Origin of the sequence: Bradyrhizobium sp. 613_E4_N2_2, assembly GCF_052075995.1 — a bacterium.
Taxonomy (GTDB): Bacteria; Pseudomonadota; Alphaproteobacteria; order Rhizobiales; family Xanthobacteraceae; genus Bradyrhizobium; species Bradyrhizobium barranii.
This window is the reverse complement of sequence record NZ_CP197234.1, coordinates 8,651,473-8,673,177: the sequence shown is the minus strand read 5'-3', so window position 1 is coordinate 8,673,177 and position 21,705 is coordinate 8,651,473. Positions and strand designations below refer to the sequence as shown.

Below are 21,705 nucleotides of genomic sequence, written 5' to 3'. Positions count from 1 at the left end.
TTATTCCAATTGTCGACGCATGGCCTTCGGAAGGGCATCATTTCCGGTTTGACAGCCCGCCAAGGGTTTGTTTTGTCTCCGGTTCCAGAGTTCGGGTCGTTGAATGCAGAAGCTTTTCAGGTGGGCCAGCAAATGGTGGCCAGGGCTGATCCCCCTGGCCGTCATGTGGGGATTTGCGGCCTGGAATAATACCTTGCCGGTCGAGGCGGACCTATCCGCCCGCAGCTCGGCCGCGCTCAAGGAGACCGTTCTGGACAAGACCCGGATCGCGGTCGACGGCCGGGACGTCGGCCTGGCCGCGGACGCCTTTTCCGAGGAGGGGCGCCGCGATGCCGTGATGGCGGTCGAGCTCGTCCCGGGCGTGCGCCTGGTCGACGACCGGACCCGCCTTGTTCCCGAAGCAACGCCCTTCGTCTGGAATGCCGAGCGTGACGTGGTGCGGGTGACGCTGTCCGGCTCCGCGCCCCTGCCGTCGATGAAGGCGCGCCTGACCGAGGCCGCGCGCAAGGAGGTCAACGGGACCGAGGTCGCCGATCAGATGGGTCTCGCGCGCGGCGCGCCGCCGCGGTTCGAGGCGGCCGCGATGCTGCTGCTCGACCAGATCGGCAAGCTCAAGGACGGCAGGATCACGATCACCGACACCAAGGTCAATCTGTCGGGCATGGCGCGCGACCTCGGCGGCCGTGAGGCGATCGCGGCCGCGCTCAAGAACCTGCCGGAGGGCTTTTCGGTCGCCGCCAACGATGTCAAGGCGCCGCCCTACATCTTCCAGGCCTACAAGGACCCGGTCGCCGCGACCGTGACGCTGACGGGCTACGTGCCTGACAACAACGTGCACGCGGCCATTGCAACGAGTGCCTCGCGAAAGTTCTTCACCGAAAAGGTCGTCGACAATCTCAAGGCCAGCGTCGGCGCACCCGGCTCCTTCAATACTGCCGTGGTCACAGCGCTCGGCGGGCTGTCGCGGCTGTCGACCGGTACGCTCGTGGTGTCCGATCGCGAGGTGAAGCTGTCGGGCGACGCGCTCTATGAAGGGGCCGCCAACGACATCCGCGCAGGCCTCGGCAAGGACTTCCCGAAGAACTGGCAGTACAAGCCGGAGATTACGGTGAAGCCTGCCGCGGGCCCGGTCGACGGCACGGTCTGCCAGCAATTGTTCACGGAGCTCCTGAACAAGGGCAAGATCCGCTTCGCAACGAAACGCGCCGACATCGACCCGGATTCCGCCGGCATTCTCGACCACCTGATCGAGACGGCGCTGCGCTGCCCCACCACCAATATCGAGGTGGCCGGGCACACCGATGCCGACGGTGAGGACTCCTTCAATCAGGCTCTCTCGGAGAAGCGCGCGCAGGCCGTGATCGACTATCTGGTCAAGGCCGGGCTGCCGGCCACCCGCTTCACTCCGGTCGGCTATGGCGCCACGCAACCCCTCGCCGGCAATGACACCGATGAAGGCAAGGCGCAGAACCGCCGCATCGAATTTCTGGTGAGGTGATGATGCCCTATCTCGTCTCGTTCCATCTGGGCTGGCTGATCGGCTCGCTGCTGCTGGGCTTTTGCATGGGCTGGATCTCGGTGGTCCAGCGCGGCAACGGCACCTCGAAGGTGACCGCGCGCTGGCTCGCCGTGCTTGCCGCCGCCTTGGTCGCAGCCTCGTTCGCGCATGTGGTGCCCGGCCGCTTCGGCTATTGGCTCGATCTCGGGCTGGTCATGTTCGCCTGCTACCTCGTCGGCTGCACCATCGGCGCCTGGCTGCGCGACAGGGTGGTCTCGCGGAGCCAGCCGGCGGCTTAGGTCTTCAGGTTCGCTCGGAGGGCGGGCCTCTATCCAACATTGCGATAACGGCTTGATCGGCAAGCAAATTGCCAAACGATCGCAATGCGCTTGACATTAATACGTACGTACGTATTATTTTCCTTATGCCAAAGCCCTCACTCAAAGACGCCATCCTCGATGCCGGCCTGAAGGTCATGTTCAGGACCGGCTATCACGGCACCAGCGTGCGCGACGTCACCGCTGCGGCAGGCGCGCCGCAGGGGTCCTTCACCAACCATTTTCGCTCCAAAGAGGTGTTCGCCTCCGAGGTGCTCGACCGCTACTTCGACACCACGAGGGGGCTGGTCGCGGAGGCGCTCGACGACACCTCGCTGACGCCGCGCGCGCGGCTGCGGCGCTATCTCGACATCATCACCGGCCGGCTGGAGGTCGACGGCTATGGCCGTGGCTGCCTGATCGGTGACCTCAGCCTGGAGGCATCAGCCAGCAGCGAAATGCTGCGCGCGCGTCTCGCCGAAATCTTCGCGCAATGGCGCGCGCCGTTCGCCGCCTGCATCAGGGACGCCCAGACGTGCCGCGAGATCGCATCCGATTTCGAGCCCGAAGAGCTTGCCGATTTCCTGCTCGCGTCCTGGCAGGGCGCGATCCTGCGCATGAAGGTCGACCGCAATCCCAACGCCCTCGAACGTTTCAAGACCATCGCCTTTCAAACCGTCTTCAGGGAGCTGACATGAGCAAGCCAACTGAAATCGAGATTCTCAAAGCGTCCGTGCTGGGAAGCACGATGGCCTATCGCGAGGCGGGAGATCGCGATGCGCCCGCTGCCCTGTTCCTGCACGGCAACCCGACGTCGTCGCATATCTGGCGCAACATCCTGCCGCTTGTATCGCCGGTCGCACATTGCATCGCGCCCGATCTCGTCGGCTTCGGCCAGTCCGGCAAGCCCGACATCGGCTATCGCTTCGTCGACCACGTCCGCTATCTCGATGCATTCATCGAACAGCGCGGCATCAAATCGGCCTATCTCGTCGCGCAGGACTGGGGCACCGCGCTCGCGTTCCATCTCGCCGCGCGCCGGCCGGATTTCGTGCGCGGCCTTGCCTTCATGGAGTTCATCCGCCCGATGCCGACCTGGCAGGACTTTCACCACACCGAGGTCGCGGAGGAGCAGGACCACGCCGAGGCGGCGAGGGCGGCGTTCCGCAAATTCAGGACGCCGGGCGAGGGCGAAGCGATGATCCTCGAGGCGAACGCGTTCGTCGAACGCGTGCTGCCCGGTGGCATCGTTCGCAAGCTCGGCGAGGACGAGATGGCGCCTTACCGTGCGCCATTCCCCACGCCGGAGAGCCGCCGGCCCGTTCTCGCCTTCCCCCGCGAACTGCCGATCGCAGGCGAGCCCGCCGACGTCTACGAGACGCTCCAATCCGCGCATGCGGCGCTGGCTGCATCGTCCTATCCGAAGCTGTTGTTCTCGGGCACGCCCGGCGCGCTCGTCGCGCCCGAATTCGCCGAACGGTTCGCAGCCTCGCTGAATCACTGCGCATTGGTGCGCCTCGGACCTGGGCTGCACTTTCTCCAGGAGGATCACCCCGAGGCGATCGGCCGCTCCGTCGCCGGCTGGATCGCCGGCATCGAAGCCGTGCGCCAGCAGCGTGCTGCCTGAAGGCGGGCGAGATGGCTGATGTGACCATCATCTATTGCCGTCCCTGCGGCTACGAGAAGCGCGCCAAGGACGCCGCTGCTGCGCTGCGGCAGCATCTGGCGCTGGAGGCGGCTCTTGTGCCCGCCAAGGGTGGGATCTTCCAGGTCAGGGTCGGCGACAGCATTGTCGCCAGCCGCAGCAAGGGCCACTTTCCCGGTACCGACGAAATCGTGGCCGCCGTCACTTCCGCGTGGCACTGATCCGGGGCGGATTCCGATCGCTTCCTGAGGCCGCCACCGTCGCCGCGGCCTTTCGGCCCACCTGAAATCCCTGAACAACAGCGCCGGCCACCCCCTCTTTCGCCAGGCGGGGGCGGCCCATAGATTGACGTCGGCTTAAGTCGTGACGGAACATTGTGCGGTCGAAATCATCAAAACTTCATGGCGCCTGCGCAGGATTGCCATGGAGATTCGCGTCAGTCTTGCCGCCGAAAGCGCCAATCAGTGCATCAGGAGCCCGCAACCCTGCCTAAAATATTGAAGGCACGAGTTTTTGTTCGAATTGCTGAATTCCACTCCGCCCCAAAACGCGCTAGTGGAAGGGCATGGGGCATGCGCGATGCCGGAGCCGGCGGCAAGGGTTCGTTGAATGCCTGTGCGTCGTCCGCCTGTCCGCCGGCCACCCCGGCCGCTGAAGCGTTGTTCGAGGTCTAGATGCTGGAAGCCATACGCAGGGCGATGACGTTTCTGCGCCAGAAGCAAGTCCTGCATAAGCTTGGAGTTGTGATCAGCGTCGCGGTCATCGGCATCGCTTGCTATGTGCTCTACCACATGCTGCGGGGAATCGACGTCAACGAGGTCCTCGAAGCGATCAAGAGCACCGAGCCGAGCCAGATCGCGATGGCGGCGCTGTTCGTGGCCGCGGGCTATTTCACCCTGACCTTCTACGATCTGTTCGCCGTGCGCGCGATCGGCCACGCCCATGTGCCCTACCGCATCAATGCGCTCGCCGCCTTCACCAGCTATTCGATCGGCCACAATGTCGGCGCCAGCGTCTTCACCGGCGGCGCGGTGCGCTACCGCATCTATTCTGCCTATGGCCTGAACGCGATCGACGTCGCAAAGATCTGCTTCCTCGCCGGCCTGACCTTCTGGCTCGGCAATGCCGCGGTGCTCGGCCTCGGCATCTCCTACCATCCGGAAGCCGCTGCCGCGATCGACCAGCTTCCGCCCTGGCTGAACCGGATGCTGGCGATGATGATCATCGCGGGGCTGGTCGCCTATGTGGTCTGGGTCTGGACCCAGCCGCGGGTGGTCGGCCGCGGGCCCTGGACCGTGGTGCTGCCGGGCGGCCCGCTGACGCTGCTCCAGATCGCCATTGGCATCATCGATCTCGGCTTCTGTGCGCTGGCGATGTACGTGCTGGTCCCGGACGAGCCCAATCTCGGCTTCGTCGTGGTGGCGGTGATCTTCGTCTCGGCGACGCTGCTCGGTTTTGCCAGCCACTCGCCGGGAGGGCTCGGCGTGTTCGATGCCGCCATGCTGGTCGGCCTCTGGCAGATGGACCGCGAGGAACTGCTGGGTGGCATGCTCCTGTTCCGCGTCCTCTATTATCTCTCCCCCTTCGTCATATCTGTAATCTTGCTGACGTTTCGCGAGGTTATAATCGGCGCTCGATCGAAGCGCTTGCAGCAGGCGGCGCTCAAGCTCGACCCCGGCCCGGCGCGTGAAGCCGCCTATGTGAGAGAGCGCAGCGACACCGGCGCCTGACCGGCGCATCCCCTTTAGGAGAAGCCCGCCCCGATGGCGATCGACGCACCATCTTCTCCCTCCGCGCAGCCCTGGTCCGACCGGCTGCGGCACTCGACCGTCATCCTGATCGCCGCGGCGCTGGCGCTGTCGGTGGTGGTCTCGCTCGGCGAATTGTCGGTGATGCGGGCGGCGACGGTGTTCCTCTGCATCGCGGCCGCGGCGCTGATCCCTTGGAGGCTGCACGACAATGCCGCCTCGCGCGACGACACCCGCCGCGTCAACCCGGTCGAGAGCGCGGCGGTGGCCGCGGTCGTCGCCGGCATGCCGGATCCGGCGGTGCTGCTCGACCGCGCCGGGCGTGTCATCCATCTCAATGCCGCCGCCGCCCAGCTGGCGCCGGCGCTGCGCAAGAATGAGCTCGCCCAGTTCGCGCTGCGCTCGCCGGAGATCATCACCGCGCTGCGTGAATCCATCGCCACCACCGAGCCGCGGCGCACGACCTATCTCGACCATGTCCCGGTCGACCGCTGGATGGAGCTGACCATCACGCCGGTGCCGGTGCCGACCTCCTTCGGCGGCGCCGACAAATGCATGCTGATGACCTTCCACGACCAGACGCCGCTGCGCCGGGTCGAGGAGATGCGCGCAGACTTCGTCGCCAATGCCAGCCACGAGCTGCGCACGCCGCTCGCCGCGCTGTCGGGCTTCATCGACACGCTCCAGGGCCAGGCCAAGGACGATCCCAAGGCACGCGAGCGGTTCCTCGGCATCATGCACAACCAGGCGACCCGGATGGCGCGCCTGATCGACGATCTGCTCTCGCTGTCGCGGGTCGAGCTGTCGGCCCATGTGCGGCCCGACACCCTGGTCGACCTGCTGCCGATCATCTTCCAGGTCGCCGACGGGCTCGAGCCGCTGGCGCGGGAGCGCCAGGTCGAGGTCGAAACCCATCTGCCTGAGACCCCGGTGATGATTGCGGGCGACCGCGAGGAATTGCTCCGCCTGTTCGAGAACCTGATCGAGAACGCGCTCAAATACGGGGCGTCGGGCGGACGTGTCATCGTGTCGCTGGCCGCGGCGGCAGCCACTGATGGAACTCAGGAAATCCGGGTCATGGTCCGCGATTTCGGCCCCGGCATCGCGCCCGAGCATCTGCCGCGGCTGACCGAGCGGTTCTACCGGGTCGACGTCGGTGACAGCCGCTCGCAGGGCGGGACGGGGCTCGGATTATCGCTGGTGAAACATATTCTTAACCGCCATCGCGGCCGGCTTTTGATCGAGAGCGTGCCCAAGCAGGGCGCCGTTTTCACGGCCTGTTTTCCCCAGGCGAAGACCGCGGCCTCGACCTGATATTCAAGCGATTTCAATCGCTTGGCCGTGTCATCCAGCTGTCACGAAACCTTCGTAAAAGCACAGCCGACCGCTCCTAAAGGGGCGGCACGGGGAGCGCGATCGGGCGCGGATGGCGCTTCGCTCCCCTGTATGGAGACCACCATGAATTTCATCAAAACTATCGTCGCTGCCGGCTTGGTCGCCGCATCGGCGACGGCGGCGTTTGCTGCCGACATCACGGGTGCCGGTGCGACGTTCCCGTTCCCGATCTATTCCAAGTGGGCTGACGCCTACAAGAAGGAGACCGGCAACGGTCTGAACTACCAGTCGATCGGCTCCGGCGGCGGCATCAAGCAGATCCAGGCCAAGACCGTGACCTTCGGCGCCAGCGACGCGCCGCTCAAGGCCGAGCAGCTCGAGAAGGACGGCCTCGTCCAGTGGCCGATGGTGATGGGCGCCATCGTTCCGGTCGTCAACATCGAGGGCGTGAAGCCCGGCGAGCTGGTGTTCGACGGCGAGACCCTGGCCAGCATCTATCTCGGCAAGATCACCAAGTGGGACGACGCCGCGATCAAGAAGCTCAATCCGAACGTGAAGCTGCCGTCGGACGCGATCACCGTGGTCCGCCGCTCGGATGGTTCGGGCACCACCTTCAACTTCACCAACTATCTCGCTAAGGCCAGCGCGGACTGGAAGAGCAAGGTCGGTGAGGGCACCGCGGTCGAGTGGCCGGTCGGCGTCGGCGCCAAGGGCAACGAAGGCGTGTCGGGCAACATCAGCCAGACCAAGAACTCGATCGGCTACGTCGAGTACGCCTATGCCAAGCAGAACAAGCTGACCTACACCGGCCTCGTCAACAAGGCCGGCAAGCCGGTGCAGCCGACGGTCGAAGCCTTCCAGGCGGCCGCTTCCAACGCCGACTGGGCCAAGGCTCCCGGCTACTACGTCATCCTGACCGACCAGCCCGGCGACAAGTCCTGGCCGATCACGGCGGCGACCTTCATCCTCATGCACAAGGATGCCACCGACAAGGCAGCCTCGCAGGAAGCCATCAAGTTCTTCCGCTGGGCCTTCAAGAGCGGCGGCAAGGCGGCTGAAGAGCTCGACTATATCCCGATGCCGGACCCGGTCGTCCAACTGATCGAGAAGACCTGGGCTGCCGAGATCAAGAGCTAAGCGCTCTGTGTCCCGGACTGGGCGCCGGGATCTCACAAGACCTCCGCTCCGGATCGGCCTCGCGCCGCATCCGGAGCGCAAGACCAACAACAAGACCGACAACAAGCGTATATCAAACGGGCACAGGGGATCGGCGTGGCAGAGATGGCCGTTCAGAGCGATGTAATCGACGACGCCGGACCGTATGACCGCGCCAAGGCCTTGGGCGCCTTCAAGCTCGGCGACCTCACCTTCTACTGGATCACGCGGCTGTCCGCGATCTCGGTGCTCCTCATCCTCGGTGGCATCATCATCTCGCTGATCGTCGGCGCGTTCCCGGCGATGAAGGAATACGGCTTCGCCTTCCTGTGGACGCAGCGCTGGGCGCCGTCGGCAGATCCGCCCGTGCTCGGCGCGCTCGGCCCGATCTACGGCACGCTCATCACCTCCTTCATCGCGATGGCGATCGCCATTCCGGTCGGTCTCGGCATTGCGATCTTTCTGACCGAGCTCTGCCCGCAATGGGCGCGCCGCCCGATCGGCATGGCGATCGAGCTGCTCGCCGGCATTCCCTCGATCATCTACGGCATGTGGGGCTTCTTCGTGCTCGGCCCGTTCCTGGCCAACACGTTCCAGCCCTTCATGATCAAGATCTTCGACGGCATCCCGGTGCTGGGCGCGATCTTCGCAGGCCCGCCGTCCTATCTCAGCCTGTTCAACGCGGCGCTGATCCTCGCCATCATGGTGCTGCCCTTCATCACCTCGATCTCGGTCGACGTGTTCAAGACGGTGCCGCCGGTGCTCAAGGAAGCCGCCTACGGCGTCGGCTGCACCACCTGGGAAGTCGTGCGCAGCGTGGTGATCCCCTATACCCGCGTCGGCGTCATCGGCGGTGTCATGCTGGCGCTCGGCCGCGCGCTCGGCGAGACCATGGCGGTGACCTTCATCATCGGCAACTCGTTCCGCATCTCGTCGTCGATCTTCGCCCCGGGCACCACGATCTCGGCGGCGATCGCATCGGAGTTCGCCGAAAGCGACGGCCTGCACCAGTCCGGCCTGATCCTGCTCGGCCTGCTGCTGTTCGTGCTGACATTCTTCGTGCTCGCGGCTGCACGGTTGATGCTGATGCGTCTTGAAAAGAAGGCGGGGAAGTAACATGAACCCGATCTACGCACGCCGCCGCCGCATGGACATCGTCATCCGTGTGCTCTGCCTGGCTGCCGCTGCCTTCGGCGTCACATGGCTCGCGCTGATCCTGATGACGCTGCTCTACAACGGCATTGCCGGCCTGAACCTGGAGCTCTTCGTTGCGGACACGCCGCCTCCGGGCTCGACCGAGGGCGGCCTGCGCAACGCCATCGTGGGTTCGATCATCATGACCGTGCTCGGCGTCGGCATCGGCGCGCCGCTCGGTCTGTTCGCCGGCACCTATCTCGCCGAGTACGGCCGCAACGACCGCCTGACCTCGGTGATCCGCTTCATCAACGACATCCTGCTCTCGGCGCCCTCGATCATCATCGGCCTGTTCATCTATGGTGCGGTGGTGGTGCCGATGCGCGGCTTCTCGGCGATTGCCGGCTGCCTCGCGCTTGCGGTGATCGTCATCCCGGTGGTGCTGCGCACGACCGAGGACATGCTGCTGCTGGTGCCGAACGCACTGCGTGAGGCGGCCTCGGCGCTCGGCCTGCCGCGCTCGCTGGTGATCAAGCGCATCGCCTATCGCGCGGCGCGCTCGGGCCTCATTACCGGCGTGATGCTGGCCACCGCCCGCGTCGCCGGCGAGACCGCGCCGCTGCTCTTCACCGCGCTGTCGAACCAGTTCTTCAGCCTGGGTCTGAACAAGACGATGGCGAACCTGCCGGTCACCATCAACAATTTCGTGCAGAGCCCCTACGCCTACTGGAAGCAGCTCGCCTGGAGCGGCGCGCTGCTCATCACCCTGACCGTTCTTGCCCTGAATATTGGCGCGCGCATTCTGAGCGCCGAGAGGACCGCAAAATGAGTGATCTTTCCGTATCGATGAGCGCGGCCGGTGGTTTGCCCCAGGCGCCGGTGCTGCCCGAAGCTCCGGCCAAGGTGACGGTGCGCAACCTCAATTTCTATTACGGCGAGCACCACGCGCTGAAGAACATCAATCTGGCGCTCGGCACCAACCGCGTCACGGCGTTCATCGGCCCGTCTGGCTGCGGCAAGTCGACCCTGCTGCGCATCTTCAATCGGATGTACGACCTCTATCCGGGCCAGCGCGTCACCGGTCAGCTCATGCTCGACCAGACCAACGTCCTCGACCCCAAGCTGGACCTCAATTTGCTGCGCGCCCGCGTCGGCATGGTGTTCCAGAAGCCGACGCCGTTCCCGATGACGATCTACGAAAACATCGCCTTCGGCATCCGTCTCTATGAGAAGATCTCGAAGTCCGAGATGGACGACCGCGTCGAGAAGGCGCTGCGCGGCGGCGCGCTGTGGAACGAGGTCAAGGACAAGCTCAACGCCTCCGGCCTGTCGCTCTCCGGCGGCCAGCAGCAGCGCCTCTGCATCGCCCGCACGGTCGCGGTGCGGCCCGAGGTGATCTTGTTCGACGAGCCCTGCTCGGCGCTCGACCCGATCTCGACCGCCAAGGTCGAGGAGCTGATCCAGGAGCTGTCCGAGAACTACACGATCGCGATCGTCACCCACAACATGCAGCAGGCGGCGCGCGTCTCCGACAAGACCGCCTTCATGTATCTCGGCGAGCTGATCGAGTTCGACGACACCAGCAAGATCTTCACGTCGCCGACCGACCGGCGCACGCAGGATTACATCACCGGCCGGTTCGGCTGAGGAGACGGAACATGGGTTCTGAACATACCGCAAAGGCCTTCGACACCGACCTCCAGGAACTCACGCGCCTGGTCGCCGAGATGGGCGGCATCGCCGAGCGCATGATCGTCGATTCCGTCGACGCGCTGATCCGCCGCGACGTCGCGCTCGGCCAGCGCGTCGTGACCATCGACGCCGAGCTCGACGCGCTCCAGAAGAAGATCGAGGAGCGCGCCGTTCTCACCATCGCGCGCCGCCAGCCGATGGCGGTGGATCTGCGCGAGATCGTCGGCGCCATGCGCGTCGCGACCGATCTCGAGCGGATCGGCGACCTCGCCAAGAACATGGGCAAGCGCGTCGCGGCGCTGGAGACGGATTTCCATCCGCTCAAGCTGTTCCGCGGTCTGGAGCACATGACCGACCTCGTGCAGCAACAGGTCAAGTCGGTGCTGGACGCCTATGCCGCGCACGATCTGCCGGCGGCAATGGCGGTGTGGAAGGGCGACGAGGAAGTCGACGCCATCTGCACCTCGCTGTTCCGCGAGCTCCTCACCTACATGATGGAGGATCCGCGCAACATCTCGTTCTGCATCCATCTGATGTTCTGCGCCAAGAACATCGAGCGCATCGGTGACCACGCCACCAACATCGCCGAGACCGTGTTCTACATGATCGAGGGCCAGGCGATCACCGACAAGCGGCCGAAGGGCGACATGACGACCTTCGCCACGACGGTCCCGAACACTTAAGGAGCGACGAACACCATGGGCGCACGCATTATGGTGGTTGAGGACGAGGAAGCTCTCACCGAGCTTCTCCGCTACAACCTCGAAGGCGACGGCTATGACGTCGAGACGGTGATGCGCGGCGACGATGCCGACACCCGCCTCAAGGAGCACATCCCCGATTTGATCGTGCTCGACTGGATGCTGCCGGGCCTCTCCGGCATCGAGCTGTGCCGGCGGCTGCGCACCCGGCCCGAGACCAAGCAGCTCCCGATCATCATGCTCACCGCGCGCGGCGAGGAGAGCGAGCGGGTGCGGGGCCTTGCGACCGGCGCCGACGACTACATCGTCAAGCCGTTCTCGGTCCCGGAGCTGCTGGCACGCGTGAAGGGCCTGCTCAGGCGCGCCAGCCCCGAGCGGCTCGCCACCGTGCTCGCCTATGGCGACATCGAGCTCGACCGCGACAAGCGTCGCGTGGCGCGCTCGGGCCGGCCGATCGATCTCGGCCCGACCGAATATCGCCTGCTGGAGTTCTTCCTGGAGCATCCCGGCCGCGTGTTCTCGCGCGAGCAGCTGCTCGACAGCGTCTGGGGCCGTGACATCTACATCGACGAGCGCACCGTCGACGTCCATATCGGGCGCCTGCGCAAGCTGCTCAATCTCGGCCGCGAGCAGGACCCGATCCGCACCGTCCGCGGCGCGGGCTACGCACTGGACGATCGCTTTGCGAAGGCGGAGCAAGCGTAAGGGGTTGCTGTGGCAGACGTGATTTAGCGGGCTGCCACCGCATCCTCGATGTCGTCCCTGCGAACGCAGGGACCCATAACCACAGGGAGTGGTTTGGCGAAGACTCGGAGTGATCATCCCGCGCAATAACTACGCGCCGGGATTATGGGTCCCTGCGTTCGCAGGGACGACACCGAGTGAGTTGAGCCGTCATCGCGTGACGGCGCCGTCTTCGTAGTCAGCTAATCCGATACCTCAGCGCGGACCCGGCTTCGCCGGCGCGCGCCGGCGATCGGCCGCGGGCTGATACGCCACGCGCGAGTGCTGGGCGCAGTAGGGCAGGCCGGAGAGCGCCTTGCCGCCGCAGAAGAAGAAATCCGGGCTCGAGGGATCGCCGACCGGCCAGTGGCAGGTGGCCTCGTTCAGCTCCAGCAGCGACAGCCGCTGGCTCATCGGCACGACGTTGTCGTAGGTGACCGGTTCGGCCTCGACCTCGACTTCGAAGGCTTGCGCCAGCGCGGTGTTGCCGCGCGCGATCGGGCGGGTCACCCGCATCATGTGCTGGGCGGGGCGTGCCTTGCGCGGCCGCGGCGCTGCCGATGAAGGGCTCTTGGCGCGGCCCGACAGGCCGAGCCGGTGCACTTTGCCGATTACGGCATTGCGGGTCACATTGCCGAGTTCAGCGGCGATCTGGCTGGCCGAAAGCCCGGCCTCCCAGAGCTTTTTCAGCTGCTCGACGCGATCATCCGACCAGGTCAAAACGGTCATTGCACCCTTTCCTTCGCCGGCGCCTGCCATCCTGGCGGCCGCACGGCGAATGCCTAAGCTTCGAAAAACCCGTGCCGCCAGAATCCCTTAAGGCTCGCCGGGCGCACCAGATGCGCCCGAACGCTTACGCCGGTACATGAGGACTTAGAGGATCAGAACTGCTGCACGAGATGTCGTATCTGACAAGCCAAACGCTACAATATGGCGTGACTCACGCGCAAGAGTCCGCCGACTCGCTTCCACATGTTCCGTGGCGGAAATACGCAAAATCGCCACCGCAAGACTACGGATTCTGCGTTTCGCGAGGCTTTCCGGGCGGCATTGACACCGGTTTCACCAGGCATAAGATAGTCTCGCGTGCCGCCCTTAAAAGGCGGCACGTTTCGTTTTCCGGGCCGGTCAATGGTGCGTTGCGCAATGCACGCTCACGCCGTCCGCAACATTCAAGTGATCGTCATGACTAACAGCGCAGCGCCGCATTTGCTCCCCGTTTTCGCCAGGTCCGACCTCGGTTTCGAGCGCGGTGAAGGCTGCTGGCTGATTGCGACCAATGGCGATCGCTATCTCGATTTCACCTCGGGCGTGGCGGTGAATGCGCTCGGCCATGCTCACCCTGCGTTGGTCAAAGCGTTGCAAGAGCAGGCCACCAAACTCTGGCACATGTCGAACCTGTTCCAGAGCCCGGACGGCGAGAAGCTCGCCGCGCGTCTGTGCAACGAAAGCTTCGCGGACTTCGTGTTCTTCTGCAATTCCGGCGCCGAAGCGCTGGAAGGTGTGATCAAGCTCGTCCGCCATCATCACTTCTCCAAGGGTCATCCGGAACGTTACCGCATCATCACCTTCGAAGGCGCCTTCCACGGCCGCACGCTGGCAACGCTCGCCGCGACCGGTTCGGCAAAATATCTCGAAGGGTTTGGCCCGCCGATGGACGGCTTCGACCAGGTCCCGCATGGCGATATCGACGCCGTCAAGAAGGCGATCGGTCCGCAGACCGCCGGCATCCTGATCGAGCCGATCCAGGGCGAGGGTGGCGTGCGTTCGGCAACGCCCGCCTTCCTGAGGGCGTTGCGCCAGCTCTGCGATGAGAAGGGCCTGCTGCTCGCGTTCGACGAGGTGCAGACCGGCATGGGCCGCACCGGCGATCTGTTCGCGCATCGCCGCACCGGCGTCACGCCTGACGTGATGTCGCTGGCCAAAGCGCTCGGTGGCGGCTTCCCGATCGGCGCGGTGCTGGCGACCGCGGACGCGGCTGCCGGCATGGGGCCCGGCTCGCACGGCTCGACCTTCGGCGGCAATCCGCTCGCGATCTCGGCTGCCAACGCCGTCCTCGACGTCATGCTCAAGCCCGGCTTCTTCGATCACGTGCAGAAGATGTCGCTGCTGCTCAAGCAGAAGCTCGCCTCCGTGATCGATCGTTATCCTGACATCGTCAGCGAAGTGCGCGGCGAAGGCCTTCTGATCGGCATCAAGGCCGTGGTGCCATCAGGCGATCTCGGCGCGGCATTGCGCAACGAAAAATTGCTCACGGTCGGCGCCGGCGACAATGTCGTGCGCTTCCTGCCGCCCTTGATCGTCACCGAAGCCGAAATCGAGGACAGCGTCGGGCGGCTCGAGCGCGCCTGCGCCGCGATCTCGTCCAGTCAGACCAAGCGGGCGGCGAGCTGATGAGCAAGTCCCCGAAGCACTTTCTGGATATCAACGAGCTCCCGTTGTCGGAGCTCAAGAGCATGCTCGCGGCCTCCTCCGCCATGAAGGCGAAGCAGAAAGCGCACCAGCCGGTGAAGCCGCTGGAAGGCAAGACGCTGGCGATGATCTTCGAGCGTCCCTCCACGCGCACCCGCGTCTCGTTCGACGTCGCCATGCGCCAGCTCGGCGGCGAGCCCATCATGCTGACCGGCGCCGAGATGCAGCTCGGCCGCGGCGAGACCATCGCCGACACGGCGCGCGTGCTGTCGCGCTATGTCGACGCCATCATGATCCGCATCCTCAATCACGAGGCCCTGCTGGAGCTGGCGGAATATGCGACGGTGCCCGTCATCAACGGCCTGACACGGCGCTCGCACCCTTGCCAGGTGATGGCCGACCTCATGACCTACGAAGAGCATCGCGGCCCGATCGAGGGCAGGACGGTGGCCTGGACCGGCGACGACAACAACGTGCTGGCGTCCTGGGCGCATGCCGCCGAGCGCTTCAAGTTCAAGCTCAATGTCGCGACGCCGCCGGAGCTTGCGCCGAAAAAGGTAATGCGGGACTTCATCAAGGCCACCGGCGCGCCGATCGTGCTCGGCACCGATCCCGAGGCCGCCGTGAAGGGGGCCGACTGCGTCGTCACCGACACCTGGGTGTCGATGGGCGACAAGGAAGGTGAGCACCGTCACAACGTGCTCAAGCCCTATCAGGTCAATTCGAAGCTGATGTCGCTGGCCAAGCCCGATGCGCTGTTCATGCATTGCCTGCCCGCCCATCGCGGCGAGGAGGTCACCGACGAAGTGATCGACGGCCCGCAATCGGTCGTGTTCGACGAGGCCGAAAACCGCCTGCATGCGCAGAAGGGCATTCTGGCCTGGTGCTTTGACGCGGTGAAGTAATCTCACTTGTAGCCCGGATGGAGCGCAGCGAAATCCGGGTTTGTGTCCGCAGTTGGAGTGGTCCCGGATTGGGCTACGCTCCATCCGGGCTACGCGGGCTATCGCGTAATCCTGTGGCTATGGGTCCCGTATCAGCGCTTTGCGCGCGCCGGGACGACATCGAATTTGCAGGATCCTGAGCGATCATAAGTGCATCCGGAACACACCACCCTTGAGCCCTCTTCCATTTTCCTCCATCGACCCCAGATAAAGCGCCATGGTTTCCCAATCCCCTGACATGAATACCGGGCCTGAAGGCCCGGTTCGCGCACCATCAGCGGTTCCCATCGATGACGCCGTGCTGCCTTACGAGGTCGACGCACTCGACGTGCGCGGCCGCCTCGTGCGGCTCGGTCCCGCGCTCGACGAGATCCTGACCAAGCACGATTATCCCGCTGCCGTGGGCAAGCTGCTCGGCGAGGCCATCGTGCTGACGACGCTGCTCGGCTCGGCGCTGAAGTTCGAGGGCCGCTTCATCCTCCAGGCCCAGACCGACGGTCCGGTGTCGTTCCTGGTCGTCGACTACATGGCGCCGGATCGCCTGCGCGCCTATGCGCGCTACGATGCCGAGCGCCTCGGCGAGACAAAAGATTCCGGCACGCTTCTCGGTAACGGTCATCTCGCCATGACCATCGACCAGGGTCCCGACATGAGCCGCTACCAGGGTCTGGTCGCGCTCGACGGCGGCAGCCTGGAAGATGCCGCCCACGAATATTTCCTGCGCTCCGAGCAGATCCCGACGCGCGTGCGTCTCGCGGTCGGCGAGGAGTGGCGCTCGAACGACGGCGGCAAGCATCGCTGGCGCGCCGGCGGCATGCTGATGCAGTTCCTGCCGAAGGCGCCCGAGCGCGCGCGGCAGGCCGATTTGCATCCCGGCGATGCGCCCGAAGGCGCGGAGGTGCATGCTGTCGCCGAAGACGACGCCTGGGTCGAGGCGCGTTCGCTGGTCGAGACCGTCGAGGACGTCGAGCTGATCGACCCCGAACTCTCCGGCGAGCGGCTGCTGTTCCGCCTGTTCCACGAGCGTGGCGTGCGCGTGTTCAATCCGCTGGTGCTGAAGGCGCAATGCTCCTGCTCGCGCGACGCGGTTGGTGCGATGTTGAAGAGCTTCTCGCCCGACGACCGCGCCGCCATGGTCAAGGACGACAAGGTCGTCGTGACCTGCGAGTTCTGCTCGTCGGTGTACCAGTTCACGCCGCACGAGGCCGGCGTGGAAGACGCGTAGGCGTCGCATCCTCCGTCGTTGCGCGCGCAGCGAAGCAATCCAGTCGTAGGGTGGGCAAAGCGCAGCGTGCCCACTATCTTATGCGCCACGTTTGGAATGGTGGGCACGGCGCTTTGCGCCTTTGCCCACCCTACGGCGCCTACGGCACCGGGCTAATTCAACACCCGCTTGTTGTCCGGGCTGTCCAGCGAGAACGTCGGCACGTCGATCTCGAAGCGTTCGCCGCTTTCACTGACCATCTGGTAGCGGCCGGTCATGAAGCCCGAGGCGGTCGCGAGCGGCACGCCGGAGGTGTATTCGAAGCGCTCGCCGGGAGCCAGGGTCGGCTGCTCGCCGACGACGCCCTCGCCCCTGACCTCCTGCTGGCGGCCGGTGGCGTCGGTGATGATCCAGTGCCGCGTCTTCAGCTGCACGGTTTCGTCGCCGGAATTGGTGATGACGATGGTGTAGGACCAGAAATAGCGGGAGCGGTCAGCCGACGACTGCTCCGGAACAAAGTTCGGCTCGACGGTCACTTCGATCTGGCGGGTCACGGCGCGATACATGGCGGCCATCATAACGAAAACCCGGCCGGGAACCAACGCCCGCAGGCGGTTTTGGTGACATCGTGCCGCCAGAATTGCCGAGGAAGTAGACCCAATGTGATCCGGCCGCTTTGCGAGACGACGGCCGGACCTGTACACTCCATGACACGTCGCGATTTGCGGAAGGGTTTCGAACCCCCGATGACCATTGCCGACCAAGTGACGGGATCGACGATCGCGGGAACCGGCAAGCCTGCGGAGGCCAGACCTGCGGAGGCGAAGCCGCGCTCCGCCGCGCCGGCCATCACGCTGCCCGCCATCGGCGAGCGCGAGCTCCGGCTCGACCTGTTCCGCGGGCTCGCGCTGTGGCTGATCTTCGTCGACCATCTGCCGCCGAGCCTTTTGACCTGGTTCACGATCCGCAATTACGGCTTCAGCGACGCCACCGAGATCTTCATCTTCATCTCCGGCTACACCGCGGCGTTCGTCTACGGTCGTGCCATGCTCGAAAGCGGCTTCGTCGTCGCCACCGCGCGCATCCTGCGGCGCGTCTGGCAGATCTATGTCGCCCACGTCTTTCTGTTCACGATCTTCCTCGCCGAAATCTCCTACGTTGCGACCAGGTTCGAGAACCCGCTCTACACCGAAGAGATGGGCATCATGGATTTCCTCAAGCAGCCCGATGTCACGATCGTGCAGGCGCTGCTGCTGCGCTTTCGTCCGGTCAACATGGACGTGCTGCCGCTCTATATCGTGCTGATGCTGGCGCTGCCCTTGATCTTGTGGCTGATGAAATGGCGGCCCGACGTGACGCTCGGCCTCTCGGTCGTGCTCTACGCGGTGACCTGGGAATACGACCTCTATCTGTCGGCCTATCCGAACGGCTTCTGGGCGTTCAATCCCTTCGCCTGGCAATTGCTTTTCGTATTCGGTGCATGGTGTGCGCTCGGAGGTGCGCGACGCATGTCGCGCATCCTGGCGTCCCGCGTCACGATGTGGATATCGATCGCCTATCTCGTCGCGGCGTTCTACGTGACGCTGACCTGGTATGTGCCGCAGCTCTCCCACTTCATGCCGAGGCGGCTCGAGCAGTGGATGTATCCGATCGACAAGGCCGATCTCGACGTGCTGCGCTTCACGCATTTCCTGGCGTTCGCCGCGCTCACCGTTCGCTTCCTGCCCCGGGAATGGCCGGGCCTGAAATCGCCCTGGCTGCGGCCGCTGATCCTCTGCGGCCAGCATTCCCTCGAGATCTTTTGTCTCGGCGTCTTCCTCGCCTTCGCCGGCCATTTCATCCTGGCCGAAGTCTCCGGCGGCGCAGCCATGCATGCGCTGATTAGTCTCTCCGGAATCCTGATCATGTGGGGCGTTGCATGGGTGATTTCGTGGTACAAGCGCGTGGCTGACAAGAGCGGTGCGAAAACCAAAAACGCCGTCGGCAACGCCGATCTGGCGGGAGGGGGCTGATGAAGGCGAAGGTTCTCCTGAGCCTGGTCCTGCTGTGCGGTAACCTCGCCGCGCCCCTGGCGCGCGCGGGCGATGCCGTGCCGGCTGCTCCGGCCGCGCCCCCGGCCTGCGAATTGCCATCCTATCTGCTCACCACTGAAAGCCAGCTTCCGAGGGTCGCCGATGCCATCAAGGCCGGCAAACCGCTCGAAATCCTCGTCATCGGCAGCCGTTCGACCACGATTCCGGCCTCGGAGGACAGCTCCTATCCGGCGCGCATGCAGGCCATCCTGCAGGACAGGCTGCTGCCGTCGGAGACCGTGCACGTCTCCGTAGAAATACAGAGCAAGAAGACGGCCGAGGAGGCGGCCGCCACCTTCGTTAAGCTGATGGAAGCAAAAAGGCCTACTTTGGTCATCTGGCAGACCGGGACTGTGGATGCTATCCGAGCGATTGATCCCGATGATTTTCGCGGGGCGGTAACCGAAGGGGTTTCCGCGCTGCAAAAAGCAGGGGCTGACGTCGTGTTGATGAACTTGCAGTACAGCCCGCGTACCGAAACCATGATCTCGGTGCCGCCCTATCTCGACAATATGCGGGTGGTGGCGCAGGAGCATGACATCCCGCTGTTCGACCGTTTCGCGATCATGCGGCAGTGGAATGATCAGGGTCAGTTCGACCTGTTCAGCCCGTCCCGCGGGCCAGAGCTGGCGAAACAGGTCCATGACTGCCTTGGCCGGGCGTTGGCACAGTTTGTGATCGACGCAGCCCATCTGGGGCCGGCCCAGCAGCAAAATTGAGGTCTAGCGTTAATGAGTTCTCTCCGCCCTTTTTGGTTGACTGCATGGCTGGCTGCGCCCGCGGCGGCTCTGCTGCTCCTGACGCCGGTGTCGCTGGCACCAGTGCAGGCGCAGGCCACGCAGGCAACGCCCGCGCCGCAGCAGGCCGCTAGTCCGGCTTCCGCTTCGCCTTCCCAGACCACCGTCGCCGCGACGTCCCACGAGCAGCGCGGCGTGACCGCCCGCGCCATCGACAAGGTGAAGCAGGTCGCGAAATCCGCCGGGGACATTTTCAGCCGCGTGCCCTGCCTCACGCCGAAGGGTGGCTCGAAGGCGATGGGCTCGCTGCCGCATGTCGCGGGCAAGCTCGTCGCCGGCAAACCCGTCGTGATCGTCGCGTTCGGCTCGTCGTCGACGGCAGGCTATGGCGCGAGCTCGCCCGATTTCAACTATCCGAACCGTCTCGCCGCGCAGCTCCGCCGGCAATATCCGACCGCCGACATCACCGTCATCAACGCCGGCGTCGGCGGCGAGGACGCGCCCGAGATGATGAAGCGCCTCCAGAAGGAGGTGATCGACGTGCATCCGGATCTCGTGATCTGGCAGGTCGGCACCAATGCGGTGCTGCGCAATCTCGATCCCGGTGACACCGCCAAGATGGTCGAGGACGGCATCTCCCGCATCCAGGCCGCTGGCGGCGCCGACATCGTGCTGGTCGATCCGCAATATTCGCCGGCCGTCAACCAGCGCAAGGAGAGCGCCGGCAAGATGGTGCACCTGCTCGGCAAGGTCGCCGAGCTCCGTCACGTCGGCATCTTCCCCCGCTTCGAGGTGATGCGCGACTGGCACGAGAATCAATCGATCCCGGTCGAGAGTTTCGTGATCGCCGACGGCCTGCATATGAACGATTGGGGCTATGCCTGCTTCGCGCAGATCCTCGGCGACGACATCATCCGCTCCGTCGGCCAGATCAAGCTCGGCGTCAACGTGCCCGCCGACGTGCGGACGTATCGGCCGATGTAGCTCGGTGCCGTAGGGTGGGCAAAGGCGCGCTCTTCGCGCGCCGTGCCCACCATCTATCGGCGATATGATCGTGAATGGTGGGCACGCTTCCGCCTTCGCTCTTCGAGCTACGGCGGACAAGTCGCTTTGCCCACCCTACGTTCCGAGCTCGTGAAGCCCTCACGCCTTCTCCAGCGCCGCAGTCAGATCCTCGATCAGATCATCCGCATGCTCGAGCCCCGCCGAGAAGCGGATGAAGCCCTCGCTGATTCCGAGCGCGGCGCGGTCTTCCGGCTTGAGGCGCTGATGCGTCGTGGTCGCCGGATGCGTGACGAGGCTCTTGGCATCGCCGAGATTGTTCGAGATTTTTGCAAGCTTGAGCTCGTTGAGCACGCGGAACGCACCCTGCTTGCCGCCCTTGACCTCGAAGCCGACCAGCGTCGAGCCGCCGCGCATCTGCTTCTTCACGAGAGCTGCCTGCGGATGATCGGCGCGGCCGGGATAGACCAGGCGCGAAATCTTCGGATGGCTCGCCAGCACGTCGGCGATGCGTCCCGCCGTCTCGGTCTGCGCGCGCACGCGTACGCCGAGCGTTTCCAGGCCCTTGAGCAGGACCCACGCGTTGAACGGCGAGATCGACGGGCCGGTCTGGCGCATGAAATTGTGGATGTGCTCGGCGATGAACGCTTCCGACGACAGGATGATGCCGCCGAGACAACGGCCCTGGCCGTCGATGTGCTTGGTCGCGGAATAGACCACGACGTCGGCCCCTAACGCGAGCGGGCTCTGCCAGATCGGCGTCGCGAACACGTTGTCGACGACGAGCCGCGCGCCGCCGCTGTGCGCGATCTCGGCGATCCCTGGAATGTCGAGCACGTCGAGCGTCGGGTTGGTCGGGCTCTCCAGGAAGAACGTCTTGGTGTTCGGCCGCAAGGCGCGCTGCCACTGGTCGAGATCGGCTCCGTCGACCAGCGTCGTCTCGATGCCGTAGCGCGGCAAGAGATCCTGAATGACGTAGAGACAGGAGCCGAACAGGGCGCGCGAGGCCACCACATGATCGCCGGCCTTCAGCGGCGCCAGGATCGCGGTCGTCACCGCGGCCATGCCGGTCGCGGCCGAGCGGGCGGCTTCGGCGCCTTCGAGCTCGATCATGCGGCGCTCGAACATCGAGATGGTCGGGTTGGAATAGCGCGAATAGATGAAGCCGGGGTCCTCGCCCTTGAACCGCGCCTCGCACTCCTCGGCGCTGTTGTAGACGTAGCCCTGGGTCAGGAACAGCGCCTCCGACGTCTCGCCATATTGCGAGCGCAGGGTGCCGGAATGGACCAGGCGGGTTTCGGGACGGTATTGCGTGGTGGACGCCGGGGACTTCGACATAGGACCTCCTCTGCGTGACCATCGAAAATGGTCACCGGCCTGGATAAC

The 21,705-nt window shown here is 64.9% G+C and carries 22 protein-coding genes; 19 read left to right on the top strand and 3 right to left on the bottom strand.

All coding sequences use genetic code 11. From position 1 onward, the window contains the following. Positions 1-103 precede the first annotated feature (103 nt). From AB7290_RS41285 to phoB, 13 genes are all read left to right on the top strand, one after another. Positions 104-1,498, top strand: a complete 1,395-nt coding sequence (locus tag AB7290_RS41285) for an OmpA family protein (RefSeq protein ID WP_085399612.1) — start codon at positions 104-106, stop codon at positions 1,496-1,498. 2 nt (positions 1,499-1,500) lie between these two features. Continuing rightward, positions 1,501-1,797: a hypothetical protein gene (locus AB7290_RS41280; protein ID WP_063979886.1), complete on the top strand. Its 297-nt coding sequence runs from the start codon at positions 1,501-1,503 to the stop codon at positions 1,795-1,797. A gap of 125 nt (positions 1,798-1,922) precedes the next feature. Next, the gene (locus AB7290_RS41275; protein WP_085399613.1) at positions 1,923-2,513 is read left to right on the top strand and encodes a TetR/AcrR family transcriptional regulator; all 591 of its coding nucleotides are present in this window, start codon (positions 1,923-1,925) and stop codon (positions 2,511-2,513) included. Beyond that, on the top strand, positions 2,510-3,442 hold the full coding sequence (locus tag AB7290_RS41270) for a haloalkane dehalogenase (protein WP_085399614.1): 933 nt from the start codon (positions 2,510-2,512) through the stop codon (positions 3,440-3,442). The genes AB7290_RS41275 and AB7290_RS41270 overlap by 4 nt, the downstream gene beginning before the upstream one ends. 11 nt (positions 3,443-3,453) lie before the next feature. Then, the gene (locus AB7290_RS41265; protein ID WP_085399615.1) at positions 3,454-3,681 is read left to right on the top strand and encodes an Rdx family protein; all 228 of its coding nucleotides are present in this window, start codon (positions 3,454-3,456) and stop codon (positions 3,679-3,681) included. A 453-nt stretch (positions 3,682-4,134) separates the two neighbouring features. Beyond that, complete coding sequence (locus tag AB7290_RS41260; RefSeq protein ID WP_063979882.1) at positions 4,135-5,190, top strand: lysylphosphatidylglycerol synthase domain-containing protein; 1,056 nt, start codon at positions 4,135-4,137, stop codon at positions 5,188-5,190. A 33-nt stretch (positions 5,191-5,223) separates the two neighbouring features. Continuing rightward, entirely contained in the window at positions 5,224-6,522 is a 1,299-nt protein-coding gene (locus tag AB7290_RS41255; protein ID WP_085399616.1) for an ATP-binding protein, read from the top strand. A 144-nt stretch (positions 6,523-6,666) separates the two neighbouring features. Next, the gene (gene pstS, locus AB7290_RS41250; RefSeq protein ID WP_063985930.1) at positions 6,667-7,680 is read left to right on the top strand and encodes a phosphate ABC transporter substrate-binding protein PstS; all 1,014 of its coding nucleotides are present in this window, start codon (positions 6,667-6,669) and stop codon (positions 7,678-7,680) included. A gap of 144 nt (positions 7,681-7,824) precedes the next feature. Continuing rightward, the gene (gene pstC, locus AB7290_RS41245; RefSeq protein WP_085399617.1) at positions 7,825-8,814 is read left to right on the top strand and encodes a phosphate ABC transporter permease subunit PstC; all 990 of its coding nucleotides are present in this window, start codon (positions 7,825-7,827) and stop codon (positions 8,812-8,814) included. Between the two features lies 1 nt (position 8,815). After that, positions 8,816-9,661, top strand: a complete 846-nt coding sequence (pstA, locus tag AB7290_RS41240; protein WP_063979879.1) for a phosphate ABC transporter permease PstA — start codon at positions 8,816-8,818, stop codon at positions 9,659-9,661. Continuing rightward, a complete protein-coding gene (pstB, locus tag AB7290_RS41235; protein ID WP_063979878.1) occupies positions 9,658-10,479 on the top strand; it encodes a phosphate ABC transporter ATP-binding protein PstB in 822 nt (273 codons plus the stop codon). The genes pstA and pstB overlap by 4 nt, the downstream gene beginning before the upstream one ends. Positions 10,480-10,490: 11 nt before the next feature. Then, positions 10,491-11,207, top strand: coding sequence for a phosphate signaling complex protein PhoU (gene phoU / locus AB7290_RS41230; RefSeq protein ID WP_028155152.1), 717 nt, complete (start codon positions 10,491-10,493; stop codon positions 11,205-11,207). A gap of 15 nt (positions 11,208-11,222) precedes the next feature. Then, a complete protein-coding gene (phoB, locus tag AB7290_RS41225) occupies positions 11,223-11,930 on the top strand; it encodes a phosphate regulon transcriptional regulator PhoB (protein WP_014491300.1) in 708 nt (235 codons plus the stop codon). A 234-nt stretch (positions 11,931-12,164) separates the two neighbouring features. On the opposite strand, the gene AB7290_RS41220 is transcribed toward phoB, so the two are convergent. Next, the gene (locus AB7290_RS41220; protein ID WP_014491301.1) at positions 12,165-12,677 is read right to left on the bottom strand and encodes a GcrA family cell cycle regulator; all 513 of its coding nucleotides are present in this window, start codon (positions 12,675-12,677) and stop codon (positions 12,165-12,167) included. A 456-nt stretch (positions 12,678-13,133) separates the two neighbouring features. Here AB7290_RS41220 and AB7290_RS41215 point away from each other — a divergent pair, with 456 nt between their 5' ends. From AB7290_RS41215 to AB7290_RS41205, 3 genes are all read left to right on the top strand, one after another. Then, positions 13,134-14,342: an aspartate aminotransferase family protein gene (locus AB7290_RS41215; protein ID WP_085399637.1), complete on the top strand. Its 1,209-nt coding sequence runs from the start codon at positions 13,134-13,136 to the stop codon at positions 14,340-14,342. Next, positions 14,342-15,265: an ornithine carbamoyltransferase gene (argF, locus tag AB7290_RS41210; RefSeq protein WP_014491303.1), complete on the top strand. Its 924-nt coding sequence runs from the start codon at positions 14,342-14,344 to the stop codon at positions 15,263-15,265. The genes AB7290_RS41215 and argF overlap by 1 nt, the downstream gene beginning before the upstream one ends. Before the next feature lie 256 nt (positions 15,266-15,521). After that, entirely contained in the window at positions 15,522-16,529 is a 1,008-nt protein-coding gene (locus tag AB7290_RS41205) for an Hsp33 family molecular chaperone (RefSeq protein ID WP_085399618.1), read from the top strand. A gap of 152 nt (positions 16,530-16,681) precedes the next feature. Here AB7290_RS41205 and apaG read toward each other — a convergent pair whose 3' ends face one another. Next, positions 16,682-17,074 carry a Co2+/Mg2+ efflux protein ApaG gene (apaG, locus tag AB7290_RS41200; protein WP_014491305.1) on the bottom strand — a complete coding sequence of 131 codons (393 nt, stop codon included), beginning with the start codon at positions 17,072-17,074 and terminating at the stop codon, positions 16,682-16,684. A 180-nt stretch (positions 17,075-17,254) separates the two neighbouring features. On the opposite strand from apaG, the gene AB7290_RS41195 reads away from it, so the two are divergent. Genes AB7290_RS41195 through AB7290_RS41185 form a run of 3 tightly spaced genes read left to right on the top strand, consistent with a single transcriptional unit; the run spans position 17,255 to position 20,301 of the window. Further along, the gene (locus AB7290_RS41195; RefSeq protein WP_028155148.1) at positions 17,255-18,520 is read left to right on the top strand and encodes an OpgC domain-containing protein; all 1,266 of its coding nucleotides are present in this window, start codon (positions 17,255-17,257) and stop codon (positions 18,518-18,520) included. Beyond that, a complete protein-coding gene (locus AB7290_RS41190) occupies positions 18,520-19,299 on the top strand; it encodes an SGNH/GDSL hydrolase family protein (RefSeq protein ID WP_063979875.1) in 780 nt (259 codons plus the stop codon). Before AB7290_RS41195 ends, AB7290_RS41190 begins: the two co-directional genes overlap by 1 nt. A 12-nt stretch (positions 19,300-19,311) precedes the next feature. Continuing rightward, positions 19,312-20,301, top strand: coding sequence for an SGNH/GDSL hydrolase family protein (locus AB7290_RS41185; protein WP_071909137.1), 990 nt, complete (start codon positions 19,312-19,314; stop codon positions 20,299-20,301). A 159-nt stretch (positions 20,302-20,460) separates the two neighbouring features. On the opposite strand, the gene AB7290_RS41180 is transcribed toward AB7290_RS41185, so the two are convergent. After that, positions 20,461-21,657, bottom strand: coding sequence for an O-succinylhomoserine sulfhydrylase (locus AB7290_RS41180; RefSeq protein ID WP_085399619.1), 1,197 nt, complete (start codon positions 21,655-21,657; stop codon positions 20,461-20,463). Positions 21,658-21,705 lie beyond the last annotated feature (48 nt).

Bases quoted from the DNA above. Each gene is read 5' to 3' on its own strand.
- AB7290_RS41185 (WP_071909137.1), top strand. From the start codon at position 19,312: ATGAGTTCTCTCCGCCCTTTTTGGTTGACTGCATGGCTGGCTGCGCCC.
- pstC (WP_085399617.1), top strand. From the start codon at position 7,825: ATGGCCGTTCAGAGCGATGTAATCGACGACGCCGGACCGTATGACCGC.
- AB7290_RS41255 (WP_085399616.1), top strand. From the start codon at position 5,224: ATGGCGATCGACGCACCATCTTCTCCCTCCGCGCAGCCCTGGTCCGAC.
- AB7290_RS41275 (WP_085399613.1), top strand. From the start codon at position 1,923: ATGCCAAAGCCCTCACTCAAAGACGCCATCCTCGATGCCGGCCTGAAG.
- AB7290_RS41220 (WP_014491301.1), bottom strand. From the start codon at position 12,677: ATGACCGTTTTGACCTGGTCGGATGATCGCGTCGAGCAGCTGAAAAAG.
- AB7290_RS41270 (WP_085399614.1), top strand. From the start codon at position 2,510: ATGAGCAAGCCAACTGAAATCGAGATTCTCAAAGCGTCCGTGCTGGGA.
- AB7290_RS41215 (WP_085399637.1), top strand. From the start codon at position 13,134: ATGACTAACAGCGCAGCGCCGCATTTGCTCCCCGTTTTCGCCAGGTCC.
- AB7290_RS41285 (WP_085399612.1), top strand. From the start codon at position 104: ATGCAGAAGCTTTTCAGGTGGGCCAGCAAATGGTGGCCAGGGCTGATC.
- AB7290_RS41265 (WP_085399615.1), top strand. From the start codon at position 3,454: ATGGCTGATGTGACCATCATCTATTGCCGTCCCTGCGGCTACGAGAAG.
- phoU (WP_028155152.1), top strand. From the start codon at position 10,491: ATGGGTTCTGAACATACCGCAAAGGCCTTCGACACCGACCTCCAGGAA.
- apaG (WP_014491305.1), bottom strand. From the start codon at position 17,074: ATGTATCGCGCCGTGACCCGCCAGATCGAAGTGACCGTCGAGCCGAAC.
- AB7290_RS41180 (WP_085399619.1), bottom strand. From the start codon at position 21,657: ATGTCGAAGTCCCCGGCGTCCACCACGCAATACCGTCCCGAAACCCGC.
- AB7290_RS41280 (WP_063979886.1), top strand. From the start codon at position 1,501: ATGCCCTATCTCGTCTCGTTCCATCTGGGCTGGCTGATCGGCTCGCTG.
- AB7290_RS41260 (WP_063979882.1), top strand. From the start codon at position 4,135: ATGCTGGAAGCCATACGCAGGGCGATGACGTTTCTGCGCCAGAAGCAA.
- pstB (WP_063979878.1), top strand. From the start codon at position 9,658: ATGAGTGATCTTTCCGTATCGATGAGCGCGGCCGGTGGTTTGCCCCAG.
- AB7290_RS41205 (WP_085399618.1), top strand. From the start codon at position 15,522: ATGGTTTCCCAATCCCCTGACATGAATACCGGGCCTGAAGGCCCGGTT.
- pstA (WP_063979879.1), top strand. From the start codon at position 8,816: ATGAACCCGATCTACGCACGCCGCCGCCGCATGGACATCGTCATCCGT.
- AB7290_RS41195 (WP_028155148.1), top strand. From the start codon at position 17,255: ATGACCATTGCCGACCAAGTGACGGGATCGACGATCGCGGGAACCGGC.
- AB7290_RS41190 (WP_063979875.1), top strand. From the start codon at position 18,520: ATGAAGGCGAAGGTTCTCCTGAGCCTGGTCCTGCTGTGCGGTAACCTC.
- pstS (WP_063985930.1), top strand. From the start codon at position 6,667: ATGAATTTCATCAAAACTATCGTCGCTGCCGGCTTGGTCGCCGCATCG.
- argF (WP_014491303.1), top strand. From the start codon at position 14,342: ATGAGCAAGTCCCCGAAGCACTTTCTGGATATCAACGAGCTCCCGTTG.
- phoB (WP_014491300.1), top strand. From the start codon at position 11,223: ATGGGCGCACGCATTATGGTGGTTGAGGACGAGGAAGCTCTCACCGAG.